The 17,649-nt window shown below is 72.0% G+C and carries 17 protein-coding genes and 1 pseudogene; 8 read left to right on the top strand and 10 right to left on the bottom strand.

The genetic code is table 11. The annotated features are described in order from the left end of the window. Positions 1 to 160, top strand: a pseudogene (locus QWM81_RS22595) (ACP S-malonyltransferase); the annotation flags it as partial. Between the two features lie 75 nt (positions 161 to 235). Continuing rightward, a complete protein-coding gene (locus QWM81_RS22600) occupies positions 236 to 709 on the top strand; it encodes an MSMEG_6728 family protein (protein WP_290114108.1) in 474 nt (157 codons plus the stop codon). Between the two features lie 100 nt (positions 710 to 809). Here the strand turns inward: QWM81_RS22600 and QWM81_RS22605 are convergent, their stop codons facing one another. The 3 genes from QWM81_RS22605 to QWM81_RS22615 all read right to left on the bottom strand — a co-directional run bounded on the left by QWM81_RS22605 (position 810) and on the right by QWM81_RS22615 (position 2,643). Continuing rightward, positions 810 to 1,661 (bottom strand): hypothetical protein, encoded by an 852-nt coding sequence (locus tag QWM81_RS22605; protein ID WP_290114109.1) that lies wholly within the window; start codon positions 1,659 to 1,661, stop codon positions 810 to 812. A gap of 233 nt (positions 1,662 to 1,894) precedes the next feature. Further along, positions 1,895 to 2,077, bottom strand: a complete 183-nt coding sequence (locus QWM81_RS22610) for a hypothetical protein (RefSeq protein WP_290114110.1) — start codon at positions 2,075 to 2,077, stop codon at positions 1,895 to 1,897. Next, complete coding sequence (locus QWM81_RS22615; protein WP_290114111.1) at positions 2,074 to 2,643, bottom strand: TetR/AcrR family transcriptional regulator; 570 nt, start codon at positions 2,641 to 2,643, stop codon at positions 2,074 to 2,076. The genes QWM81_RS22610 and QWM81_RS22615 overlap by 4 nt, the downstream gene beginning before the upstream one ends. 70 nt (positions 2,644 to 2,713) lie before the next feature. Here QWM81_RS22615 and QWM81_RS22620 point away from each other — a divergent pair, with 70 nt between their 5' ends. Then, a complete protein-coding gene (locus QWM81_RS22620; RefSeq protein WP_290114112.1) occupies positions 2,714 to 3,205 on the top strand; it encodes an FBP domain-containing protein in 492 nt (163 codons plus the stop codon). 4 nt (positions 3,206 to 3,209) lie between these two features. Here the strand turns inward: QWM81_RS22620 and tpg are convergent, their stop codons facing one another. From tpg to QWM81_RS22635, 3 genes are read right to left on the bottom strand one after another with little or no spacing between them, the layout of a single operon-like run. Next, positions 3,210 to 3,764 (bottom strand): telomere-protecting terminal protein Tpg, encoded by a 555-nt coding sequence (tpg, locus tag QWM81_RS22625; RefSeq protein ID WP_290114113.1) that lies wholly within the window; start codon positions 3,762 to 3,764, stop codon positions 3,210 to 3,212. Between the two features lie 3 nt (positions 3,765 to 3,767). Continuing rightward, entirely contained in the window at positions 3,768 to 6,200 is a 2,433-nt protein-coding gene (gene tap / locus QWM81_RS22630) for a telomere-associated protein Tap (protein ID WP_290114114.1), read from the bottom strand. 42 nt (positions 6,201 to 6,242) lie between these two features. After that, the gene (locus QWM81_RS22635) at positions 6,243 to 6,926 is read right to left on the bottom strand and encodes a DUF5701 family protein (RefSeq protein ID WP_435372426.1); all 684 of its coding nucleotides are present in this window, start codon (positions 6,924 to 6,926) and stop codon (positions 6,243 to 6,245) included. 184 nt (positions 6,927 to 7,110) lie between these two features. Between QWM81_RS22635 and QWM81_RS22640 the strand changes: the two genes are divergently transcribed. Further along, positions 7,111 to 8,352: a cytochrome P450 family protein gene (locus tag QWM81_RS22640; protein ID WP_290114116.1), complete on the top strand. Its 1,242-nt coding sequence runs from the start codon at positions 7,111 to 7,113 to the stop codon at positions 8,350 to 8,352. Positions 8,353 to 8,444: 92 nt separating this feature from the next. Here QWM81_RS22640 and QWM81_RS22645 read toward each other — a convergent pair whose 3' ends face one another. Continuing rightward, positions 8,445 to 9,239 (bottom strand): LysR family substrate-binding domain-containing protein, encoded by a 795-nt coding sequence (locus QWM81_RS22645; protein WP_290114118.1) that lies wholly within the window; start codon positions 9,237 to 9,239, stop codon positions 8,445 to 8,447. 58 nt (positions 9,240 to 9,297) lie between these two features. Here QWM81_RS22645 and QWM81_RS22650 point away from each other — a divergent pair, with 58 nt between their 5' ends. Then, a complete protein-coding gene (locus QWM81_RS22650) occupies positions 9,298 to 9,690 on the top strand; it encodes a DUF5997 family protein (protein WP_290114119.1) in 393 nt (130 codons plus the stop codon). 155 nt (positions 9,691 to 9,845) lie between these two features. Here the strand turns inward: QWM81_RS22650 and QWM81_RS22655 are convergent, their stop codons facing one another. The 3 genes from QWM81_RS22655 to QWM81_RS22665 all read right to left on the bottom strand — a co-directional run bounded on the left by QWM81_RS22655 (position 9,846) and on the right by QWM81_RS22665 (position 13,426). Next, positions 9,846 to 10,856, bottom strand: a complete 1,011-nt coding sequence (locus QWM81_RS22655; protein ID WP_290114120.1) for an aldo/keto reductase — start codon at positions 10,854 to 10,856, stop codon at positions 9,846 to 9,848. Between the two features lie 177 nt (positions 10,857 to 11,033). Next, on the bottom strand, positions 11,034 to 11,732 hold the full coding sequence (locus QWM81_RS22660; RefSeq protein ID WP_290114121.1) for a hypothetical protein: 699 nt from the start codon (positions 11,730 to 11,732) through the stop codon (positions 11,034 to 11,036). After that, a complete protein-coding gene (locus tag QWM81_RS22665) occupies positions 11,729 to 13,426 on the bottom strand; it encodes a PHP domain-containing protein (RefSeq protein WP_290114122.1) in 1,698 nt (565 codons plus the stop codon). Before QWM81_RS22665 ends, QWM81_RS22660 begins: the two co-directional genes overlap by 4 nt. A 207-nt stretch (positions 13,427 to 13,633) precedes the next feature. Between QWM81_RS22665 and QWM81_RS22670 the strand changes: the two genes are divergently transcribed. The 3 genes from QWM81_RS22670 to QWM81_RS22680 all read left to right on the top strand — a co-directional run bounded on the left by QWM81_RS22670 (position 13,634) and on the right by QWM81_RS22680 (position 17,520). Next, entirely contained in the window at positions 13,634 to 14,992 is a 1,359-nt protein-coding gene (locus QWM81_RS22670) for a jacalin-like lectin (protein WP_290114124.1), read from the top strand. Positions 14,993 to 15,108: 116 nt separating this feature from the next. After that, entirely contained in the window at positions 15,109 to 15,384 is a 276-nt protein-coding gene (locus tag QWM81_RS22675; RefSeq protein ID WP_290114125.1) for a hypothetical protein, read from the top strand. 111 nt (positions 15,385 to 15,495) lie between these two features. Continuing rightward, a complete protein-coding gene (locus tag QWM81_RS22680) occupies positions 15,496 to 17,520 on the top strand; it encodes a transglycosylase domain-containing protein (protein WP_290114126.1) in 2,025 nt (674 codons plus the stop codon). Positions 17,521 to 17,649 lie beyond the last annotated feature (129 nt).

Consider the following 17,649-nt stretch of genomic DNA (forward strand, 5'->3'; position numbering starts at 1 on the left):
GTCCGCCTCGGCACTGGGGACCGAGACATTCGCCGCCGACGCGGCGGGCACCCCCGGTGCCGTCGCCGGCCACAGCGTCGGTGAGATCACCGCCGCCGCGTTCGCCGGCGTCCTCGACGACACGGCCACGCGTCCGTACGAAGCCGAGCGCGGCACGGCGGGGCGATGCCGGGCAGGGCGCCCGGCGGGCGGCGCCGGACGTGCGGCGCCGGGCCGGGGGCGGTAGACACGAAAGGTGCAGACCTTCCTGCCGTACCCGCGGTTCACCGAATGCGCCGAAGCACTGGACCTCCGGCGCCTGGGCAAGCAGCGGGTGGAAGCGCTCCAGGTGCTGCGCGGGCTCACCGTGCCGGGGTACGGATGGCGGCGGCACCCGGCCGTACGGATGTGGACCGGGTACGAGGAGGCGCTGGTCCGCTACGGGCTGGACGTGTGCGAGGCCTGGACCGCCAAGGGCCACCGCGACACCTGCGCCGCCTCCCTGGTCGCCGGCTACCACGCCGTCCGGCCGGGCGCGCCCATCCGCCGGCAGGCGGAGCTCGCCGCGGAGGGAGAGCTACCGCCCTGGCTCGGCGACCCCGCCTTCCACCTCAGCCACCAATCCGCCCTGCTGCGCAAGGACCCGGGCTTCTACGGGACGCGCTTCACCGGGGTCCGGGACGACCTGCCGTATGTGTGGCCCGGCTCCGACCGGGACCCGGAGGTCTGATCGAGTTCGCCACGTCAGCGTGGTGAGCGAGGCCCCTGCTCGGCGCGCGTCGGCCCGGCCATGGGTTCGGGTGTTTGGGTGTTTGGGTGGTGGGACGGTCTCAGCGGGTGCGTACCGCGGTGACGGTGAAGCGTTCCACCTCGGCGATGTGCCCGCCCGTGGACGCGACGATGGTCAGCACCGGATCGGTCGCCTTGGTGAAGGAGACCGAAGACGACCACGGCTGGTTGCTGCCGCCGGCCGGGGGGCAGCACGACTCGCCCAGCGGCGCCTTGGAGGACGGCTGACGGATCTGTACGCGGATGCTTTCGTCCACGCCGGTGATGCGCCCGCCGGTCCGTACCGGGGAGCGGACGACGGACCCGTAGGCGGGCTTGGTCATGGAGAAGGTCGTGTCGTCGGTTCCCACGACCTCCCACGGGGCGTTCGGGCCGGTGCCGTACCGCACCAGGTGAATGACCGCCGCGCTGCCCGAGGACTCGGGGCCGCTCAGGCCCACGCCGATGCGGGCCTGCGTAGCGGTGACGGACCGCTTGGTGACGCGGTCGATCTCGCGGAAGCCCAGGTAATCCTGAGTGAACGACAGCGCCGTCTGCTCGGGGTCCAGATGCCAGGGCTGGTGGCCGCCGGCCGCGAACGCGCGCTCCCAGGCCTGGGCTTGGGCGAGTGTCGTGAAGGGCCACATCGGCTGCAGGCGCCCGACGCCGATGAGCGGCGCGCTGCTGGTGGGCGCCGGTGTCGTCGGCGACAGCGCGCTCGGTGCGGGGGCGGACGTGGTCGGGGACTGCGTCTTCACGCTGGGCGTGGGCGTCGAGAGTGACGGTGACGAGGCAGTCGGCGTGGGGGACGGCGGTGGCGTGTCGCGGGGCTCGCCGGAGGGATCGCAGGCGATGAGCAGCAGGCCCGTTACGGCGGTTACGGCACAGACGCGGAAGGGGAGCGTGATCTTCATTGATGCCCCAGGAAACGAGTACCGACCGTCGGCACTGTCTGTGCGACCATCTTGCCACCGGTCCGGCCCTCTAAACAAAGTCGTCCGTGAACGGGGCGCGTCCGCCGACGAAATGACCCGCCCTCCTCGAAGTCCGGCCGGTGTCCGCGCTCCTCGGACCAGCGAGTTCCTCGCGGGCCGAAGGAAGTTGATCCGCCTTTCGCACACGCCTGCGCTGCCGGGCAGGCTCACCGTCATGGTGGTCGCGGGATGTTCCAGGAACCGGGGTGACGCAGGCCGGGACAGTGCTGCTCGGTGACGGGACCGTCGTACGGGTGGAGTTGGACGGGCATGGCGCAGCGCCCCGACTCGGCGAGCGTGGAGTCCGGGATCAAGGTGTCCCCGGAAGCGGGGGTGGTGGTCGAGTCGGTGGTCATGGCCGGGGCCAGTTCCGCAGCAGGGCGTCGAGGGCGTCCAGGATCCGTGACCAGGTTTCTTGCGTGTCGGGGGCGCTGTGGCTGAAGCTTCCCGCCATCTCCAGGCTGACGTAGCCGTGGAAGACACTGCCCAGCAGCCGGACGGCGTGGGTCTGGTCCGGCTCCGTCAGGTCGTAGCCGCGCAGGATGGCGCGCGTCATCTGCGCGTGCCTGCCCCCGGCGCTGGCGGCGGCCGTCTCCGGGTCGAGCCTGAGCTGCGCCGCGGCGTAGCGGCCGGGGTGCTCGCGGGCGTAGTCGCGGTAGGCGTTCGCGAACGCCGCCAGGGCGTCTTTGCCTGCCCGCCCGGCCAGGGCGGCGGCCACCCGGTCGGCGAGTTCCGCCAGGGCCAGCAGAGCGATCCTGGTCTTCAAATCCTGTGAGTTCTTCAGGTGCGAGTACAGACTCGCGTCCTTGACGCCGAACCGCCGGGCGAGCGCCGAGACGGTCACCTTGTCGAAGCCGACCTCGTCGGCCAGTTCCGCCCCCGCCCGCGTGAGACGTTCCGCGGTCAGCCCTGCTCTCGCCATGACCATCCTCGTACAGCCGGAATCGATTAAGCATTTGCCTAATCATATTAGGCAGCTTACTTTACCCCCTATGAAGCCGCTGACTGAGCAAGAGATCCGTGCCGCGTTCCTGAACTGCACCAAGGGCGAGGCGAAGCGCCTGTCCGTCCCGAGGGACCTGGCCGACCGGCCGTGGGACGACCTGGACTTCCTCGGCTGGCGGGACCCGCAGGGCCCCGACCGCGCCTACCTCGTGACCGAGGGCGAAGGCCGCCCGAAGGCCCTCGCGCTGCGCTGCCCGAGCCCGGCCTCGTGGCAGCCGCGCCGCAGCATGTGCTCGATGTGCCTGACCACCCACACCGGAGGCGTCTCCCTGATGGTCGCGCCGAAGGCGGGGAAGGCCGGCCAGCAGGGAGACTCGGTGGGTGCCTACTTCTGCGCCGACCTGGCGTGCTCGCTGTACGTACGCGGCAAGAAGGACGCGGGCATCGGCGGACGGCTTCACGAGTCGCTCACCACGGAGGAGAAGATCCAGCGGACCGTGGCGAACGTCGCCGCGTTCATCGCCAAGGTGACCGCGTGACGCGTCAGAACGAGACGTCGAAATAGTCGATGTCGGTGAATTCGACTTCGAGGTTCTCGGCGCGGCGTCCGTTGTCCTTGAAGTAGATCTCCTGCAGGCCCTCGGCCACGATCTCACGCATCCGCCGGTCGTCGGCGCCCTGTCGCTGCGCCTCGAAGAGACGGTTGGCGTAGTCCGGGGGGAGGTGGACGGTCAGCCGGCGCAGCCGGCCGTCGTCGGTGGTGCCGATGGGCGCGGTGTAGCCGAAGCGCGCACGGGTTTCGACGGTGATGCCGGTGGCGGTGGCGGCCTCCTGGCGGCGGCGCTTGCGGACCTGGGGCTGCCAGCGGGCGCGGACTTCGGCGTCGATGCGGTCGGCGATGCCCTTGGGCGGGTTCTTCCGCTCCCCCTTGCGGTAACGCTCCACCGAGCGCTGTGTGACACCGAGGAGTTCGGCGACGGCCCTGGTCGTCCTGAGCTTGCCGAGGAGGAAGTTGACGCGGGCCTGGGTCGACTTGGGAGGGTTGCGAGTGAACGCCTCCTGCTCGGCGCGCTCCAAAGCGTCCTCGATGTCCCCCACGGCCTACTCTCCTTCGTCCATGACGGCGTCGCCGCCCTTGATGTGGCGGGCGGGGTTGTAACCCTTCTCCATCAGGTCGACCGCCCAGGCCATCTCCTCGACGCCCTCCAGCTTGGCCAGACCTGGCGCGGGGCCGACGCGGAAGACGCCCGGGACGGCCTTTCCGTCGTCGGTGCGCGGCAGGAAGTCGAGCGGGCTGGGACCGGCGGAAGGGTAGACGACACAGTCGGAGAGGACCGCGAGCGGGTACTGACCGCTCGTCTTCGCCATGTTGAGCATCTTGCGGTGCATGTTGACCCGCGCCTTGGAGATGATCGCGGCCCGGATGTCCGGGCGCCACGTCGGGCGCTCCAGCGCGGGCCAGCGCTCGCCGTCGCGGTAGTGGCGGCCCTGCGGGCGCTCACGCAGCTTGCCGACGCCGCCCTTGACCGTGGACTTGATCGCCGACAGCACCATGTCGACCATGCGGTGCCGGCCCACCGTACGGAGCAGGGCGTCGTCGTCCATCCGCGCGAGTGCGTCCAGGTCGCAGGCGTCGGCGAGCAGCAGGCCCGTGGCCCGCGGCTGGTGCTCGCGGATCGCGGCGCGCAGGTCGTCGGGGCCGGTGAGCCCGGCCTTGGCGGCGGGCAGGTGCCGGATCTGGTCCAGGTCGGTGTCGCCGGTCCTCTTCAGCAGCTGGTGGAGGGCCATGCGGGCGAGGAAGCCGCGCTCGTCGAGGTCCTTGGTGATGCCGAGGTCGGCCAGGGAGCCGACGTAGGCGTCCCTGAGCCGGTCGTGCCACGGGTCCAGGTACGCGCCGGTCTCCTGCCGCAGGAACGCCTTGACGGGCGTGACGTCGTAGCCGAGCTCGACCGCGTACGCCACGGTGGGGGTGGCGTACCAGGCAGGGCCCTCGGGGCGCAGACCGGACGGTGTGAACGGGCTCGGGAGGCGCGGGTCCACCTCCACGTGGGACAGGTCCACGAACCAGCTGCCGGGGACCTTCTTGTCGAACACCGGCCGCTCGACCTCGACCGGCTCGCCCAGGCCCACGGTGAGGCGGGCGGCGGCGGCGAGGAACGCGGTGTTGAGGTCGAGGCCCACGGCCCACGGCAGGGCGCACTCCTCGCCGGTGAGCAGATCCGGGTCGCGGACCCACTGGTACGCCTCCTCGTCCAGGAACCCTTCGGTCCACCCCTGGGCGACCGGGTGCTCCGGCGTGGCCTCCGGCGGCGCCGGGTCGGTCGCGGAGCCCAGGGAACCAGGGTTGTGGCCCTGGACCCACTCGCCGGTCGCCTCGTCCTTCACCGCGCGGGTCGGCGGTCGCAGCGCCGTCATCAGCTCCAGCCCCGACACGGCCGTGGAGCCGCGCGGGGTGATGACGCGCTGGGCGTAGACGCCGAGAACGCGGGCGAGTTCCGCCGGCGGCAGGTCGGCGGCGTCACCCCAGGCGCGGGCGTCAAGCGCGTCCCACGACAGGATGGCCAGCTGTACGCACTGGCGCCGGCCGGCCGTGGCGGGGCGGTAGACGCGCGCCCACGGGCCGAAGCCCCGCTGGGTGAGCCTCCACTTGGTACGGGCAAGCTGCTTGACGACCGGGTGGTCCTCCGGCAGCCGCAGCGAGCGGCGGGCCTCCGGGCCCTCCAGCCTGGGCGGGAGCCCGAACCGTACGGCCGCCGACTCGGTCAGCACGATCAGTGGGTCGGAGTCCTTGCCGTACCGGTGCAGCCGCGGCGCGCCGATGCCGGACTCGTTCAGAGTCCAGTCGACCAGCTGGGGGATGGTCTCGGCCGGGCACTCCATGACCAAGCCCCCGAGGCAGTACGCCGTGCCGTCACCGTCCAGCACCGCGAGCGGGCCACTGGAAAACCGCGGGTCGATGCTGGGCTTCGCCGCCGGAGCGGCCGTGCGCGCCGGACGCCGCGACGACGAACGAGGCGCGGGGTCCGGCGTGGCGGGGCCAACGGCGGCGGGTGCGGGAACGGCGGCGGCGGATGGGGCGGCGGGAGACGGCGCGGCGGCGGCGGTCGGCGCGGGGACGGGGGACGGCGCCGGGGCGGTGGTCGGCGCGGCCGACTCTGCGAGGCGGGCCACGTTCTCCGGCGTGGACGCCGCCTCGGAGCCGGGCTCGGGCTGCGAGTCAGGCTGAGGCTCCCACTCCCGCTCGGCCTGCGGCGTCGGCTTCGGCTTCGGCTTCGGCTCGGCCTCCACCGGGTACTTCGCCGCCCAGCCCTCCAGCAGCCGCTGGTACGCCTGCCGACGCGGTGCGCGCGGCTCGCTGCGGCCGCTCTCCCAGTTCTTCACCGTCTGCGTCGACGTCCTCAGCGCCTGCGCGAGACGCGCCTGGGTGATGCCGGCGGCCTCACGCAGCCTGGCGCGCTCGTCGGGCGACGGCAACTGCGGCTCGCCCTCCAGCAACGCATCCACTGCCGCGAACAGCTCTTCCTCGGTCGGCATGATCACCTCCGGCCCGGAACCTAGCACAATTTAACCCCGGATTTAGCCAGCGCTTTGAGGTTTGCGGCCCGTGGCCGAGGCGAAGCCCAGCCAGGTGTGCCGGTTGCCCGCCCAGCACCAGCCGACCTTGGGGGCGTCGCGTCGCTCGCGGCCGTCCCGCCCCGTGCCGTTGCTGATCCAGATGGCCGGGGTACGGGCGTCCAGGGCACCGTTCGCCTTGCGCAACCGGGAGCCGATGGTCATGAAGCAGTGGTCGCGCTCCAGTACCGCAGGCTGCTGGAGCACCCAGTGGATGCCCTCGGTGAGCAGCAGCGGGGTGCGGCCCTTCGCGATGAGGGCGGGCAGTGCCTCGTCCGGGCTCCAGTTGGCCATGAGGTCGCCGCGGTCGAGGCCGCTGACCAGGTAGAGGGGGGCGTCGGGCAGCTCGACGGTATCGAGGGGGGCGAAGCGGTCGACGTCGGTCATGTCGGCGACGACGAAGCCGGGCTTGCCGCCGTGGCGGAGCAGCGGCGCGAGGGCGGAGGCGGGAGCGCGGTCCGGGTGGACGGCGAGCAGAACGTCGCTGTCGCCTCCGCCCGCGCCCTCGGCGAAGGCGCGCAGCTCGGCGGCGGGCATCCCGGCGAGCTCGTGCACCCCGAGCTCGATGAGGTGTTCCGCCTGGGTGATCAGCGGCGGCAGAGCGGTCACGGTGGCGGAGGCAGTGGCGTTGGGCGCGGTTTCGGGCACGGTACTCCCTTGGTTCGCGGTTGGCGGCGGAGCAGTGGGCCCGGGGTGAACGAAACGGCCTGCCGGCATATTCCCGGCCGCTTCGTTCAACTCCGCCTGGCCTGCTGCCTACTTGACCTGGTGGACGGGTGAGCTCCACCGTTCCGTGGTAGCCAACCGTTTCGGACTCCTGAAGGGTTCCGCCGTGAACCAGCAATCCGCCCCGATCGTCCTCGACCCCACCGGCGCCGACCGGCACGCCGAGCACCGACTGCTGCGCGCCCAGGGTGCCGCCGCCCGCGTCGACTTACTCGGCGTGCAGGCGTGGGCCGTCACAGCGCCCGATCTGCTGAAGGAGCTGCTGACCAGTTCCTCCGTGTCGAAGGACGCCCGTCGGCACTGGCCGGAGTTCGACAGCGTCATCGCACGCTGGCCGCTTGCCCTGTGGGTCGCCGTGAACAACATGTTCACCGCGTACGGCACTGATCACCGCAGGCTGCGCCGGCTGGTCGCCCCCGCGTTCAGTGCCCGCCGCATCGCCTCGCTGGAAAAGACCGTCGACGACATCGTCACTCGCCTTCTCGACGCTCTGGAGGCCACCACTCCGCCCGGCGAGCCGGCTGATCTGCGCGAACAGCTCGCCGCTCCGCTGCCGATCGCCGTCATCGGCCACCTCATGGGCCTGCCCGAGAACCGGTGGCACGGCTTCCGCGCGCTGGTCGACGGCGTCTTCGACACCACGCTCACCTCCGAGCAGTCCGCCACGAACACTGAACGGCTCTACGGAATCCTGGACGACCTCATCGCCGCGAAGCGGGCCGAGCCCGGCGACGACATGACGTCCGTACTCATCGCGTCCCGCGACGCGGACGGCGACGGGTCGGCACTGACCGAGCAGGAGCTGCGCGACACGCTCCTGTTGATGATCAGCGCGGGGTACGAGACCACGGTCAACGTCATCGACCAGGCCATCACCGCACTGCTCACCCACCCCGATCAGCTTCAGCATGTCCGCGCAGGCCGCGCCGACTGGACCGATGTCGTCGAGGAGACCCTGCGCCACGAGCCGGCCGCCAAGCACGTGCCCCTGCGCTACGCCCTCGCCGACATCCCGCTGCCGGACGGACAGACCATCGCGAAGGGCGACGCGATCCTCGCCTCGTACGCCGCGGCCAACCGCCACCCGGACTGGCACGGTCCCGACGCCGACGCCTTCGACATCACCCGGGTCACCAAGGACCACCTCGCCTTCGGTCACGGCGTCCACTTCTGTCTCGGCGCGCCCCTCGCCCGCCTCGAAATCACGGCCGTCCTCAAGGCGTTCTTCCACCGGTTCCCGCAGGCGGAACTAGCGGTCGTGCCAAGCGAGTTGGAGGCCCTCGCCTCTTTGATCAGCAACGGCCACCAGGCGCTCCCCGTCCGTCTTCGTCCCCGAACGGCGGCCTGACGGGACCCCGCCCGCGCGCTGATCAGGGGGCCGGATTCCGCGCCGTCCCCGCGCCGTACCCGCTCAGTGCCGCTCAGTGCCGTGGGCACCGGCTAGGGGCGACGGCGAGGTTTGCCGCGCTTGCCGCCGCCCTTCGGGCCGCCTGAGCCGGCGGAGCCGCCGCGCGGGCTCTTGCCGGTCGACTTGCCGGCCGCGGGCTTCCGCCGTGCGTCGCCTGCGCCGGGGCGCTTGGTCTGCTTCCCCTGCTTCCCCTGCTTAGGCTGGGCCGGGGTGGCGGTGCGACCGCGCGAGCTGTTGACGGTGCGCCCGCGGACGATCCCGATGAAGTCCTCCACCAGGTCGGTCGTCTCCTCCTCGGGCCACGAGAGCGCGACGCGCGACTGGGGTGCGTCCGTGACCGGCCGGTAGGTGAGGTCCTTGCGGTGGTGGAGGCGGGCGAGCGACTGCGGGACGACCAGCAGTCCGATCCCGGCCGCCACCAGTTCGACGGCGTCCGCCGTGGTGGCGGGACGCTCGTTCGCGGGCCGGCCGGGCGGACGCTCCCAGTCCAGGGTGTCGTCGAGGGGATGCAGCACGATCTCGTCCGCCAGATCCTCGGCCGAGACCTCGTCGACCGCCGCCACGATGTGATCCTTCGGGACCACGACGACCGTCGTCTCGGTGTAGAGCGGGATCGCGGAGAGGTCCGTCCGGTCGACCGGCAACCGTACGAAGCCGGCGTCGGCGCCGCGACCGCGCAATACGTCGGATGCTTCGGCGGCGGACACCGCGACGAGGGTCAGCGGGGTCTCGGGCCGCCGCTCGTTCCAGACGCGCACCCACTTGGTCGGCGTCACGCCTGGGACATACGCGAGCCGGAAGGAAGGGGGTACGTCGGAGCCTGTCACCTCGCCAGGTTACCGGTCGTGGTCGGAGGTATCGCACACGCTCGCTACTCTTGACAGCATGACGTCGCACAAGAGCACCCAGACCATGAAGCCCGCGACCGCGGCGAAGAAGCTGGGTGTGTACCTCGAGGCCACCCCCACCGAGTTCCAGGAGGGTGTCGTCTCGCGCAGCGAGCTGAACGCGCTGCAGGCCGATCCGCCGGAGTGGCTGCTGGAACTGCGGCGCAACGGCCCGCACCCCCGCCCGGTGGTCGCGGCGAAGCTGGGCGTCTCCATCTCGGGCCTCGCGCGCGGCGGGATCACGGAGCCCCTCACCACGGAGCAGATCGACGCGCTGAAGAAGGACCTTCCCGAGTGGCTGGAGAAGGAGCGCGCCATCCAGGCGGAGGTCCGGAAGGAAGCCGTGCGGATCAAGGAGAAGAACGCGCCGCAGGACGATCAAGCCCACTGACCGCGTTCCCGCCTCTTGTCCGCCCTTGTCCGCGTCGGCCGCGCGCCCCGCAGGGCCGCCACCGGGGAGGGAAGCGGTGCGAGGCCCGGCCCGTGTGGGACTTCCGGGCCGGTCGGCCGGCGCGGAGTGGCGGCGTACACGGGCAGCCGGCGCGCCTACGCGCCGGCCGACTTCAGCAGCTGCTCGATCTCGGTGAGCTCGGCTTCGTCCAGCGGCGCCACCTGGAGTACGCCGAGATTCTGCTCGAGCTGCGCGACGCTGCTCGCGCCGACCAGCACGGACGTGACGCGCGGGTCGCGCAGCACCCAGGCGAGCGCCAGCTGCGCGAGCGTGTTTCCGCGTGCGGAGGCGAACGCGTCCAGTGCCCGCAGCAGGGCGAGCCGGTCCTCGGTGAGGGCGTCCGACCTGAGGAAGTGGCCGATCGCCATACGGGAGTCCGCCGGGATTCCGCGCAGGTAGCGGTCGGTGAGCTGGCCCTGCGCCAGCGGTGAGAAGGCGATGACCCCGGCGCCCGCGTCGGCGGACGCGGCGATCAGTCCGCTGTGCTCGATGCCCCGGTCGAGCATGCTGTACGGGTGCTGGTTGATCAGCAGCGGCGTGCCGAGTTCCCGCAGCATCCCGGCCGCTCGAGTCATCTGCTCCGGTGGATAGTTGGACAGCCCCACGTACAGCGCCTTGCCCTGGCGTACGGCGGCGTCCAGCGCCCCGACCGTCTCTTCGAGGGGAGTCTCGGGGTCGAAGCGGTGGGAGTAGAACACGTCGACGTAGTCCAGGCCCATCCGGCCCAGCGACTGGTCGAGGCTGGCCAGCAGGTACTTGCGGGAGCCCCATTCCCCGTACGGGCCCGGCCACATGTCGTAGCCCGCCTTCGTGGCGATGAACAGCTCGTCGCGGTAGGGGCGGAAGTCCTGGGCGTAGAGCCTGCCGAAGTTCGACTCCGCGCTGCCGTAGGGCGGGCCGTAGTTGTTCGCGAGGTCGAGGTGGGTGACGCCGGCGTCGAAGGCGCGCCGCAGCACCGCCCGCTGGGTCTGGAGCGGCGTGGTGTCACCGAAGTTGTGCCACAGCCCGAGGGAGACCCTGGGCAGCAGTACGCCGCTGCGGCCGCAGCGCTCGTACCGCATGTCGCTGTAGCGGTCGTCGGCGGCGCGGTAGGGGTCGGGCTTCATGGTGCGGTCTCTCCTGTTGGGCGGTGGGCGGCGGCGGTTCAGCGGCCGCCGCGGTGTTGCGGGGGCGGGTGGGCTGCGGCGGAGGGCTGTCAGGTCCGCCTCGGCAGTCTCGCTGCGGGGCTGTCGCGGGTCAATCGATTACTTCGCCGGTGTCGGGGGCGAAACTTTCGGCCCGCCTCACCGGACGCCATGGTCGGCGCAGCACCGGGTGGGGTCAGGGTCCTCGAACGGTACGAGGGTGCCGCCGGCCGCGGGCATGGTGGCGAGAGTGAGCCGCCCCGCCTGCCAGTGCGGGCGGACGTGCCCCCGGGTGACGAGGCGGGTGCCGCGGTCGGGGGCGCCAGGCGCGCCGATCACCGTGACCCTTTCGATCGCCGTCGTGGCCAGGAGGCGGGCGACGGTCAGCGTGCCGGTGAGGGCGCCGTGGCCGGGGTAACGCACCGCGCGCCCCGCGGTCCGGGCGCCGTGCTCGGCGGCGGCCACGGCGGCCCCACCCGCGAGAGCGGCAGGCCCGCGCAGCGGGCGGTCGCGCGGCGCCCGGCCGTGCGGCGGGCGGTCATGCGGCGGGCGATCGTCCGTCGCCCAGCCCGTGAGCGGGCGGTCCTCCTCCCGCGCGCTCCACAGCGCCAGGCCCCGTTCCGCCCCGCCGGGCGCCGACAGGCGCAGCCAGGCGGCCCGGGCCGCGGCCTCGTCGGGCAGCGGCAGCGCGATCGACACGGCGATGTGCGGGAACGGGCCGCTCCGCACCAGGTGCGTGCAGAACAACACGTCGTCGTCCAGGGCCAGTTCGTTCAGTTCGTCGGCGAGCGCGTGCACCTGCCGGTCGGCTTCGGGAAGTTCCCGGACCCCGGTGTCGACGCCGATGACGTATGTCATGAGGGAAGGACCCACACCGGGTTGGAGTAGAACCACAGGTCGCGCCACGGGTCGGCGTCGCCGACCACGTCCACGGCCGGGCCCGCCGGGTCCACGGAGGCGCCCATCAGGCCGGCCGCCGAGCGGTTGCCGTCGCTGCCGCGCAGGCGCAGGTACAGGGGGCGGTCGACGGGGCCGAGGGAGTACGTGAGGCGGACCGTGCCGGTCCGGCCGCCGGTGTCGTACGACCTGACGACCTTGGCCGTGGGCGCGGTGAAGGTGTCCTGGTCCGCCACCGCGCCGGTGACGTCGCCCTGGATGACGTCGACCCGCGCCAGCCGCGGTACGAACCCGGCCCAGTTGGGGGCACCCGCGAGGGCGATGTCGACCGTGAGCGTCACCTCCCGGCCGCGTGCGGTGTGCAGCGCGCCGCCGAGCGTGGCCCAGCGGCGGCCGTCGAAGACCCGTACGTCGAGGCCGCTGATGAGCTGCCCGTGGTCGACCCAGACGCGTCCGGCGCGGATGCCGTCCATGACGGCGGCGTACGAGAACCCCTCCGCGCCGACGTGGGTGCGGCTGTACTGGCCCGGCCAGTAGTCGCCCTCGGTGAGGTCGACGGAGCCGCCGTACACCGGGTCGGTGTGCTTGCCGTTGGCGGCGTAGTCCGAGGCGGGGCCACCGCGTACCGCCGTATCGGTGTAGACGTTGTGGGAGTCGGAGTTCGCCGTGATCCACCAGGGCTTGCCCTCGGCGAGGAGGCTGTCCCACAGGCCTCCGACGGTGGCGGTCATCCAGTCGAAGCCGCCCCAGGTGCGGTACGCCTCCAGGGGGAAGCCCGGGAACGAGTGGGCGCCGGGGCTGCCGTCGTACAGGCCGCGTGCCCGGCCCATGCCGGTCTTCTGCTCGATCCCGGCGGCCTGGTGGCCGGGCGCGCCCTCCATGCCGACCGCGATGGCGGGCTCTGCGTCGCGCCAGGCGCGGATCTCGTGCGGGGAGTCGACGCCCTCGCGGGAGGGGTGGTTGGCGAGCATGAGGACGTCCTTGACCTTGCGGCGCTGGACCTGCTCGGCCAGGAAGTGGAGGCCCGCGATGGCGAGGGCCTCGTTGGCGGGGGTGGAGGCGGTGGCCTTGCGTACGCCGCCGTCGTAGGAGGTCTCGAACTCCTTGAGGACCGCGACCTCGTTGCGGCCGGGGTGGACGAAGACGGTGCCGTGCTCGGCGGCCGGGATGTTCCACTCCAGGCCCTGGAAGACCAGCGTGTCCCGGTGGATGGCGCGGGCCTCGCGGATGTCGGGGTTGACCTTCTCCACGCCGATCCTGGCGTGGGTCTCGTTGCCGTGGTCGGTGATGACCATCCAGTCGAGGCCGTGGCGGGCGCCCTGGCGGACCTGGTCGGTGACGCGGTACTTGCCGTCGTTGCTGTACTGGGTGTGGATGTGGTGGTCGCCCGCGAGCCACAGGAAGCCGCTCGCCCGGTGAGGTGGCGCGGCGGCGGCCGTGGGTGCGGTGGCAGGAGGCGTGGGCGCGGCGGCGGCCGGGTTCGCGCCGGCGAGCACGCCCGCCGCCGATAGTCCCGCGCCGAGCAGCCCGGCACGGCGGAGCATCGAGCGGCGGGAGAGCTGACCGGGCGTCAGGGCCTCGTCGGGTACGGCCGGGTCGAAGGCGGGCGGCAGGGTGTCGCCCTCGTGCCCGTGGTGGTGATGGCCATGGCCCATGCCGGCTCCCGCGTCTCGTCGTTGGTCGTTTCGTCTGCGGTCGTTTCGTCGTCGGTCGTGCGCTGCCGACACTCGACACGGAAGGTGAACCTCGAACAATCACGGCCTGATCAACCGGCTGCCGGTGCATGACGATTGGTTTCGTCCCGCCCGGTTTCCCCGAGGCGCTCTGTACGGCAGGTGCGCCTGCCCTGAAGCTATGGGCCCATGAGACGACTCCTCGGCACCCTCGTCGCGGGCAGCCTCCTGGCCCTGGCCGGACTCACCGCGTCGGGCACGGCACCGGCGACCGCCGCCACCCCCTCCCCCGCCCCCGCTTCCGCCATCCCCTCCTCCGGGACCTTCGACGTCCTCACGTACAACATCGCGGGGCTGCCGCTCGGCCTCGGCGACAGCGATCCGGAGACCAACACCCCACTCATCGGTCAGCGCCTGGGCCCGTACGACATCGTCAACGTCCAGGAGGACTTCAACTACCACGCCTCTCTGTACGCGAACGACACGCACCCCCACCGCACGGCCACCAGCGGTGGCGCGGGTATCGGCGACGGCCTCAACACCCTGTCCGACTACGCCTTCGAGGACTTCCAGCGGGTCGACTGGACCGACTGCACGGGCACCGACTGCCTGACACCGAAGGGGTTCACGCTCGCCCGGGTCCGGCTCGCCGAAGGCGTCTTCGTGGACCTCTACAACGTCCACACCAACGCCGACACGACGGACGCGGCGCTCGCCGCCCGCCGCGCCAACATCCTCCAGCTCTCGCGCTTCATCCAGGCCAACTCGGCGGGCAACGCGGTGATCGTCATGGGTGACACCAACACGCGCTACACCCGTACCGGCGACAACATCCGCACGCTGCTCGATGACAACGGCCTGACCGACGCCTGGGTGCGGCTGGTGCGCGGCGGTTCCGTGCCCGCCCAGGGCAGCGACGCGCTGGTCTGCGACAAGGCGGCGCCGACCAATGACTGCGAGGTCGTCGACAAGGTCCTGTACCGGGGCGGCGGCCTGGTGAGCCTGACGGCCACCCGCTACAGCAACGAGTGGGCGTCGTTCCGCGACGCGGCCGGCGCGCACCTGTCCGATCACTACCCGCACGCGGTGAGCCTCTCCTGGTCCCTGCGGCCCGGCCTGCGCGCGAGCGACTTCTTCGGCGGGCCGCACGGCACGGCCTTCAACGACGCCGACGACCTGCCGGCCACGCCGACGCCCCGCACCCTGACCCTGCGCGGCGGCGCCCGCCTCGACGCGATATCGCTCACGCACGACGGCGGTACCGCGCTCCGCCACGGCGGCACGGGCGGCACCGCCACATCGCTCACCCTCGCGACGGGTGAGCACCTCACTTCGGCCACCCTCACCCGCGGTGAGAAGGACGGACGCACCCGGCTCTTCTCGGCTTCCTTCGCCACCAACCGCGGCCGCGTCCTCTCCGCCGGATCCCCCACCCGGGACACGGTGACGTTCACCGCCCCGTCGGGCTGGCGGATCGTCGGCTTCACCGGTCGGGCGGGGAACGAGATCGACAAGCTGGGGCTGGTGTACGCGCCCGTCCCCGGCTGAACCTGTCAGGGGGCGTGAAGCCGGGTGGGCGGGCCGTGTCGTCGTCGGCCTGCATTCGTTGCACATTTCAGCAGCAAAGACGGCATACCTTCTCCCCCTCACACACCTGGAGAGACATGTCCACTCAGCCCCGCACCCGACTGATCGCGGTTTGCGCCGGCATCGCGGGCGTGAGCATGGCCGGCGCCGCCCCGGCCGTCGCCGACCAGCCCCCCGCGGCCCTCGGCGCGCCCATCACGACCGACCTGAACAGCACGGGTCCCCTCGGGGCGCCGCAGTCCCCCGGGCAGGCCTCCCCCCTGCCGGTCGGCGGCGCCCTCCTCGGAAGTGGCCTCCTCGGTGGCCTGCCCGCCGGTGCCCTGCCCACCGGCGCCCTGCCCATCGGAGGCTGAACGCCGCGCGGCCGGAGCACGCGGTCGGAGCCCTCCTGAACAGGTGGCCGTCACGTCCCGTAGTAGGGGACAGCAAGGTCACCCGTACAGAAAGGGGGGCGATGAGCCGTGATGCGTCCCATCGGACGGGAAGCGTGGGTTCCGCGCCGACTGCCGGGAAACGTCCGCCGGTTCCGCGTCGATTACCCGCGCCGGGGCCTCCAGGGGCCGCTCAGGTGGGCCCCGTCGTGGCGGCAGTTGCTCGGGCTCGCGCTGCTCGGTCTCGGCGCGCTCGCCGCGCTGGTCGGCTACGTCTACTCCACGGTGCACGTCACGGACGTGAACGCCACCGCGCGGGCGGAGGCCAACGTCTACTACTGGGCGGACGGCACCCAGATGGTCAGTGTCGGGCCGGTCAACCGGCAGAACGTACCGCTGTCCGACATCCCGGCCTCACTCCAGAACGCCGTGATCGCCACCGAGAACGCCACCTTCTACACCGACCCCGGCTTCTCCGTGCGGGGCCTGGCCCGAGCCGTGGTCAACATGGCCCGCGGCCAGGAGGTGCAGAGCGGTTCGACCATCACGCAGCAGTACGTGAAGAACACGTATCTGACGCCGGAACAGACCCTGGACCGCAAGCTGCGCGAGCTGTGCCTGTCGGTCAAGCTGTCGAGGTCGCTGTCCAAGCAGGAGATCCTGCAGGGGTATCTCAACACCAGTTGGTTCGGCCGTAACGCCTACGGGGTACAGGCCGCCGCCGTCGCGTACTACGGCATGGACGCCAAGGACCTCGACCCCGCCCGCAGCGCCCTGCTGGCCGCGCTGCTCAAGGGCGGGGAGCTGTACGACCCTTCGCTGAGCGAGGCGCACCACCGCCGGGCCGAGGCACGGTGGCGGTACGTCCTGGACCGCCAGGTGGAGCTCGGCTACCTGTCGAAGGCCGAGCGGGCGACGTACACCGTCTTCCCCGAGCCGCGCCCGGAGTCGGTGTCCACGAGTCTGTCCGGCCAGACCGGCTATCTGGTCGACGTGGCCAACAAGTACATCAAGAACCGCACCGGGCTGACCACCGAGGAACTGGGGCGCGGCGGTTACCGGATCCGTACCACCTTCGACAAGGCGGAGGTCGAGCGGCTGCGCGGGACGGTGGAGGAGGTCACGCGGGAGTCGCTGGACCCGGCGCGCCGCATCGCCGACCGGGAGGTCCAGATCGGCGCCGCGTCGATCCGGCCGGGCGACGGGGCGATCCTGGCGCTGTACGGGGGGTCCGACGCGACCGAGCACTTCACCAACAACGCCGACACGGCGGGCGTTCCGGTGGGTTCTGCCTTCAAGCCGTTCGTCCTGGCGGCGGCCCTCCAGCACGGTGTCCGGTCGGACGGGGTGGTGGCGCGGGGACTGCCGGTGACCTCCGGCAGCTTCTACGACGCGACCGGCGCGCTCACCTCCGGTCGGGCACCACGGCTGCTGCCGGAGCGGGCGGGCGTCGGCGCGGGCGGCTTCCGGTCCGGGGAGGCCGGGGCTCCGTCCGGGCTTCCCACGCTGCGCCAGGCGCTGGTCCGGGGCGACAACGGCGTCTACAGCCGGCTGGGTGAGGACGTGGGCCTGGAGAAGGTGCGTGACATGGCTGTCGGCTCCGGGCTGTTGCCGCTGAGCATGGCGTCTTTGGAGCCGTCCTTCTCCGTCGGTACGTCCACGCCGAGCGCGATCAGGATGGCGGGGGCGTACGCCACGTTCGCCGCGGACGGGCAGCAGAGCGACCCGTACTCGGTCACCGCGGTCAGCCATCTGGGCACGCCGCTGGAGGGGCTGGACCGGCCGTCGAGCCGGCAGGTTCTCGACCCGGAGGTGGCCCGTGAGGTGTCCGGGGCGCTGCGGGACGTGGCCGTGGACGCCATGGCCCCGGACGCCATCCGTGCCCTGTCCCCGGTCGCCGCGGGCCGCACGAGTGAGGAGGACCGGCTGCCCGCGTCCTGGTTCGTCGGCTACACCGACCGGTTGTCGACCGCCGTGACCGTCTTCCGCAGCAGGCCGGGAACGGACGGTCTCCTGCCGCTGAACGGCGTGGGCGGCAACGAGTCGGGCCGGGCCGACTTCCTGCCGCTGCGGGTGTGGTCGTCGTACATGACCACGGCGTCACGCGCTGCCGAGTAGACGACGGGCGCGGCACGAAGAGGCCGGCGCCCGTCGTGGACGCCGGCCTCTCGGGTGGCCTCCCGTCCTAGCGGCTGCCGGTGAGCCTGGCGAACACCACCACGTTGTCCGAGTAGTAGCGCTGCGACT

Origin of the sequence: Streptomyces ficellus (assembly GCF_030406405.1) — a bacterium.
Lineage (GTDB): Bacteria > Actinomycetota > Actinomycetes > Streptomycetales > Streptomycetaceae > Streptomyces > Streptomyces ficellus_B.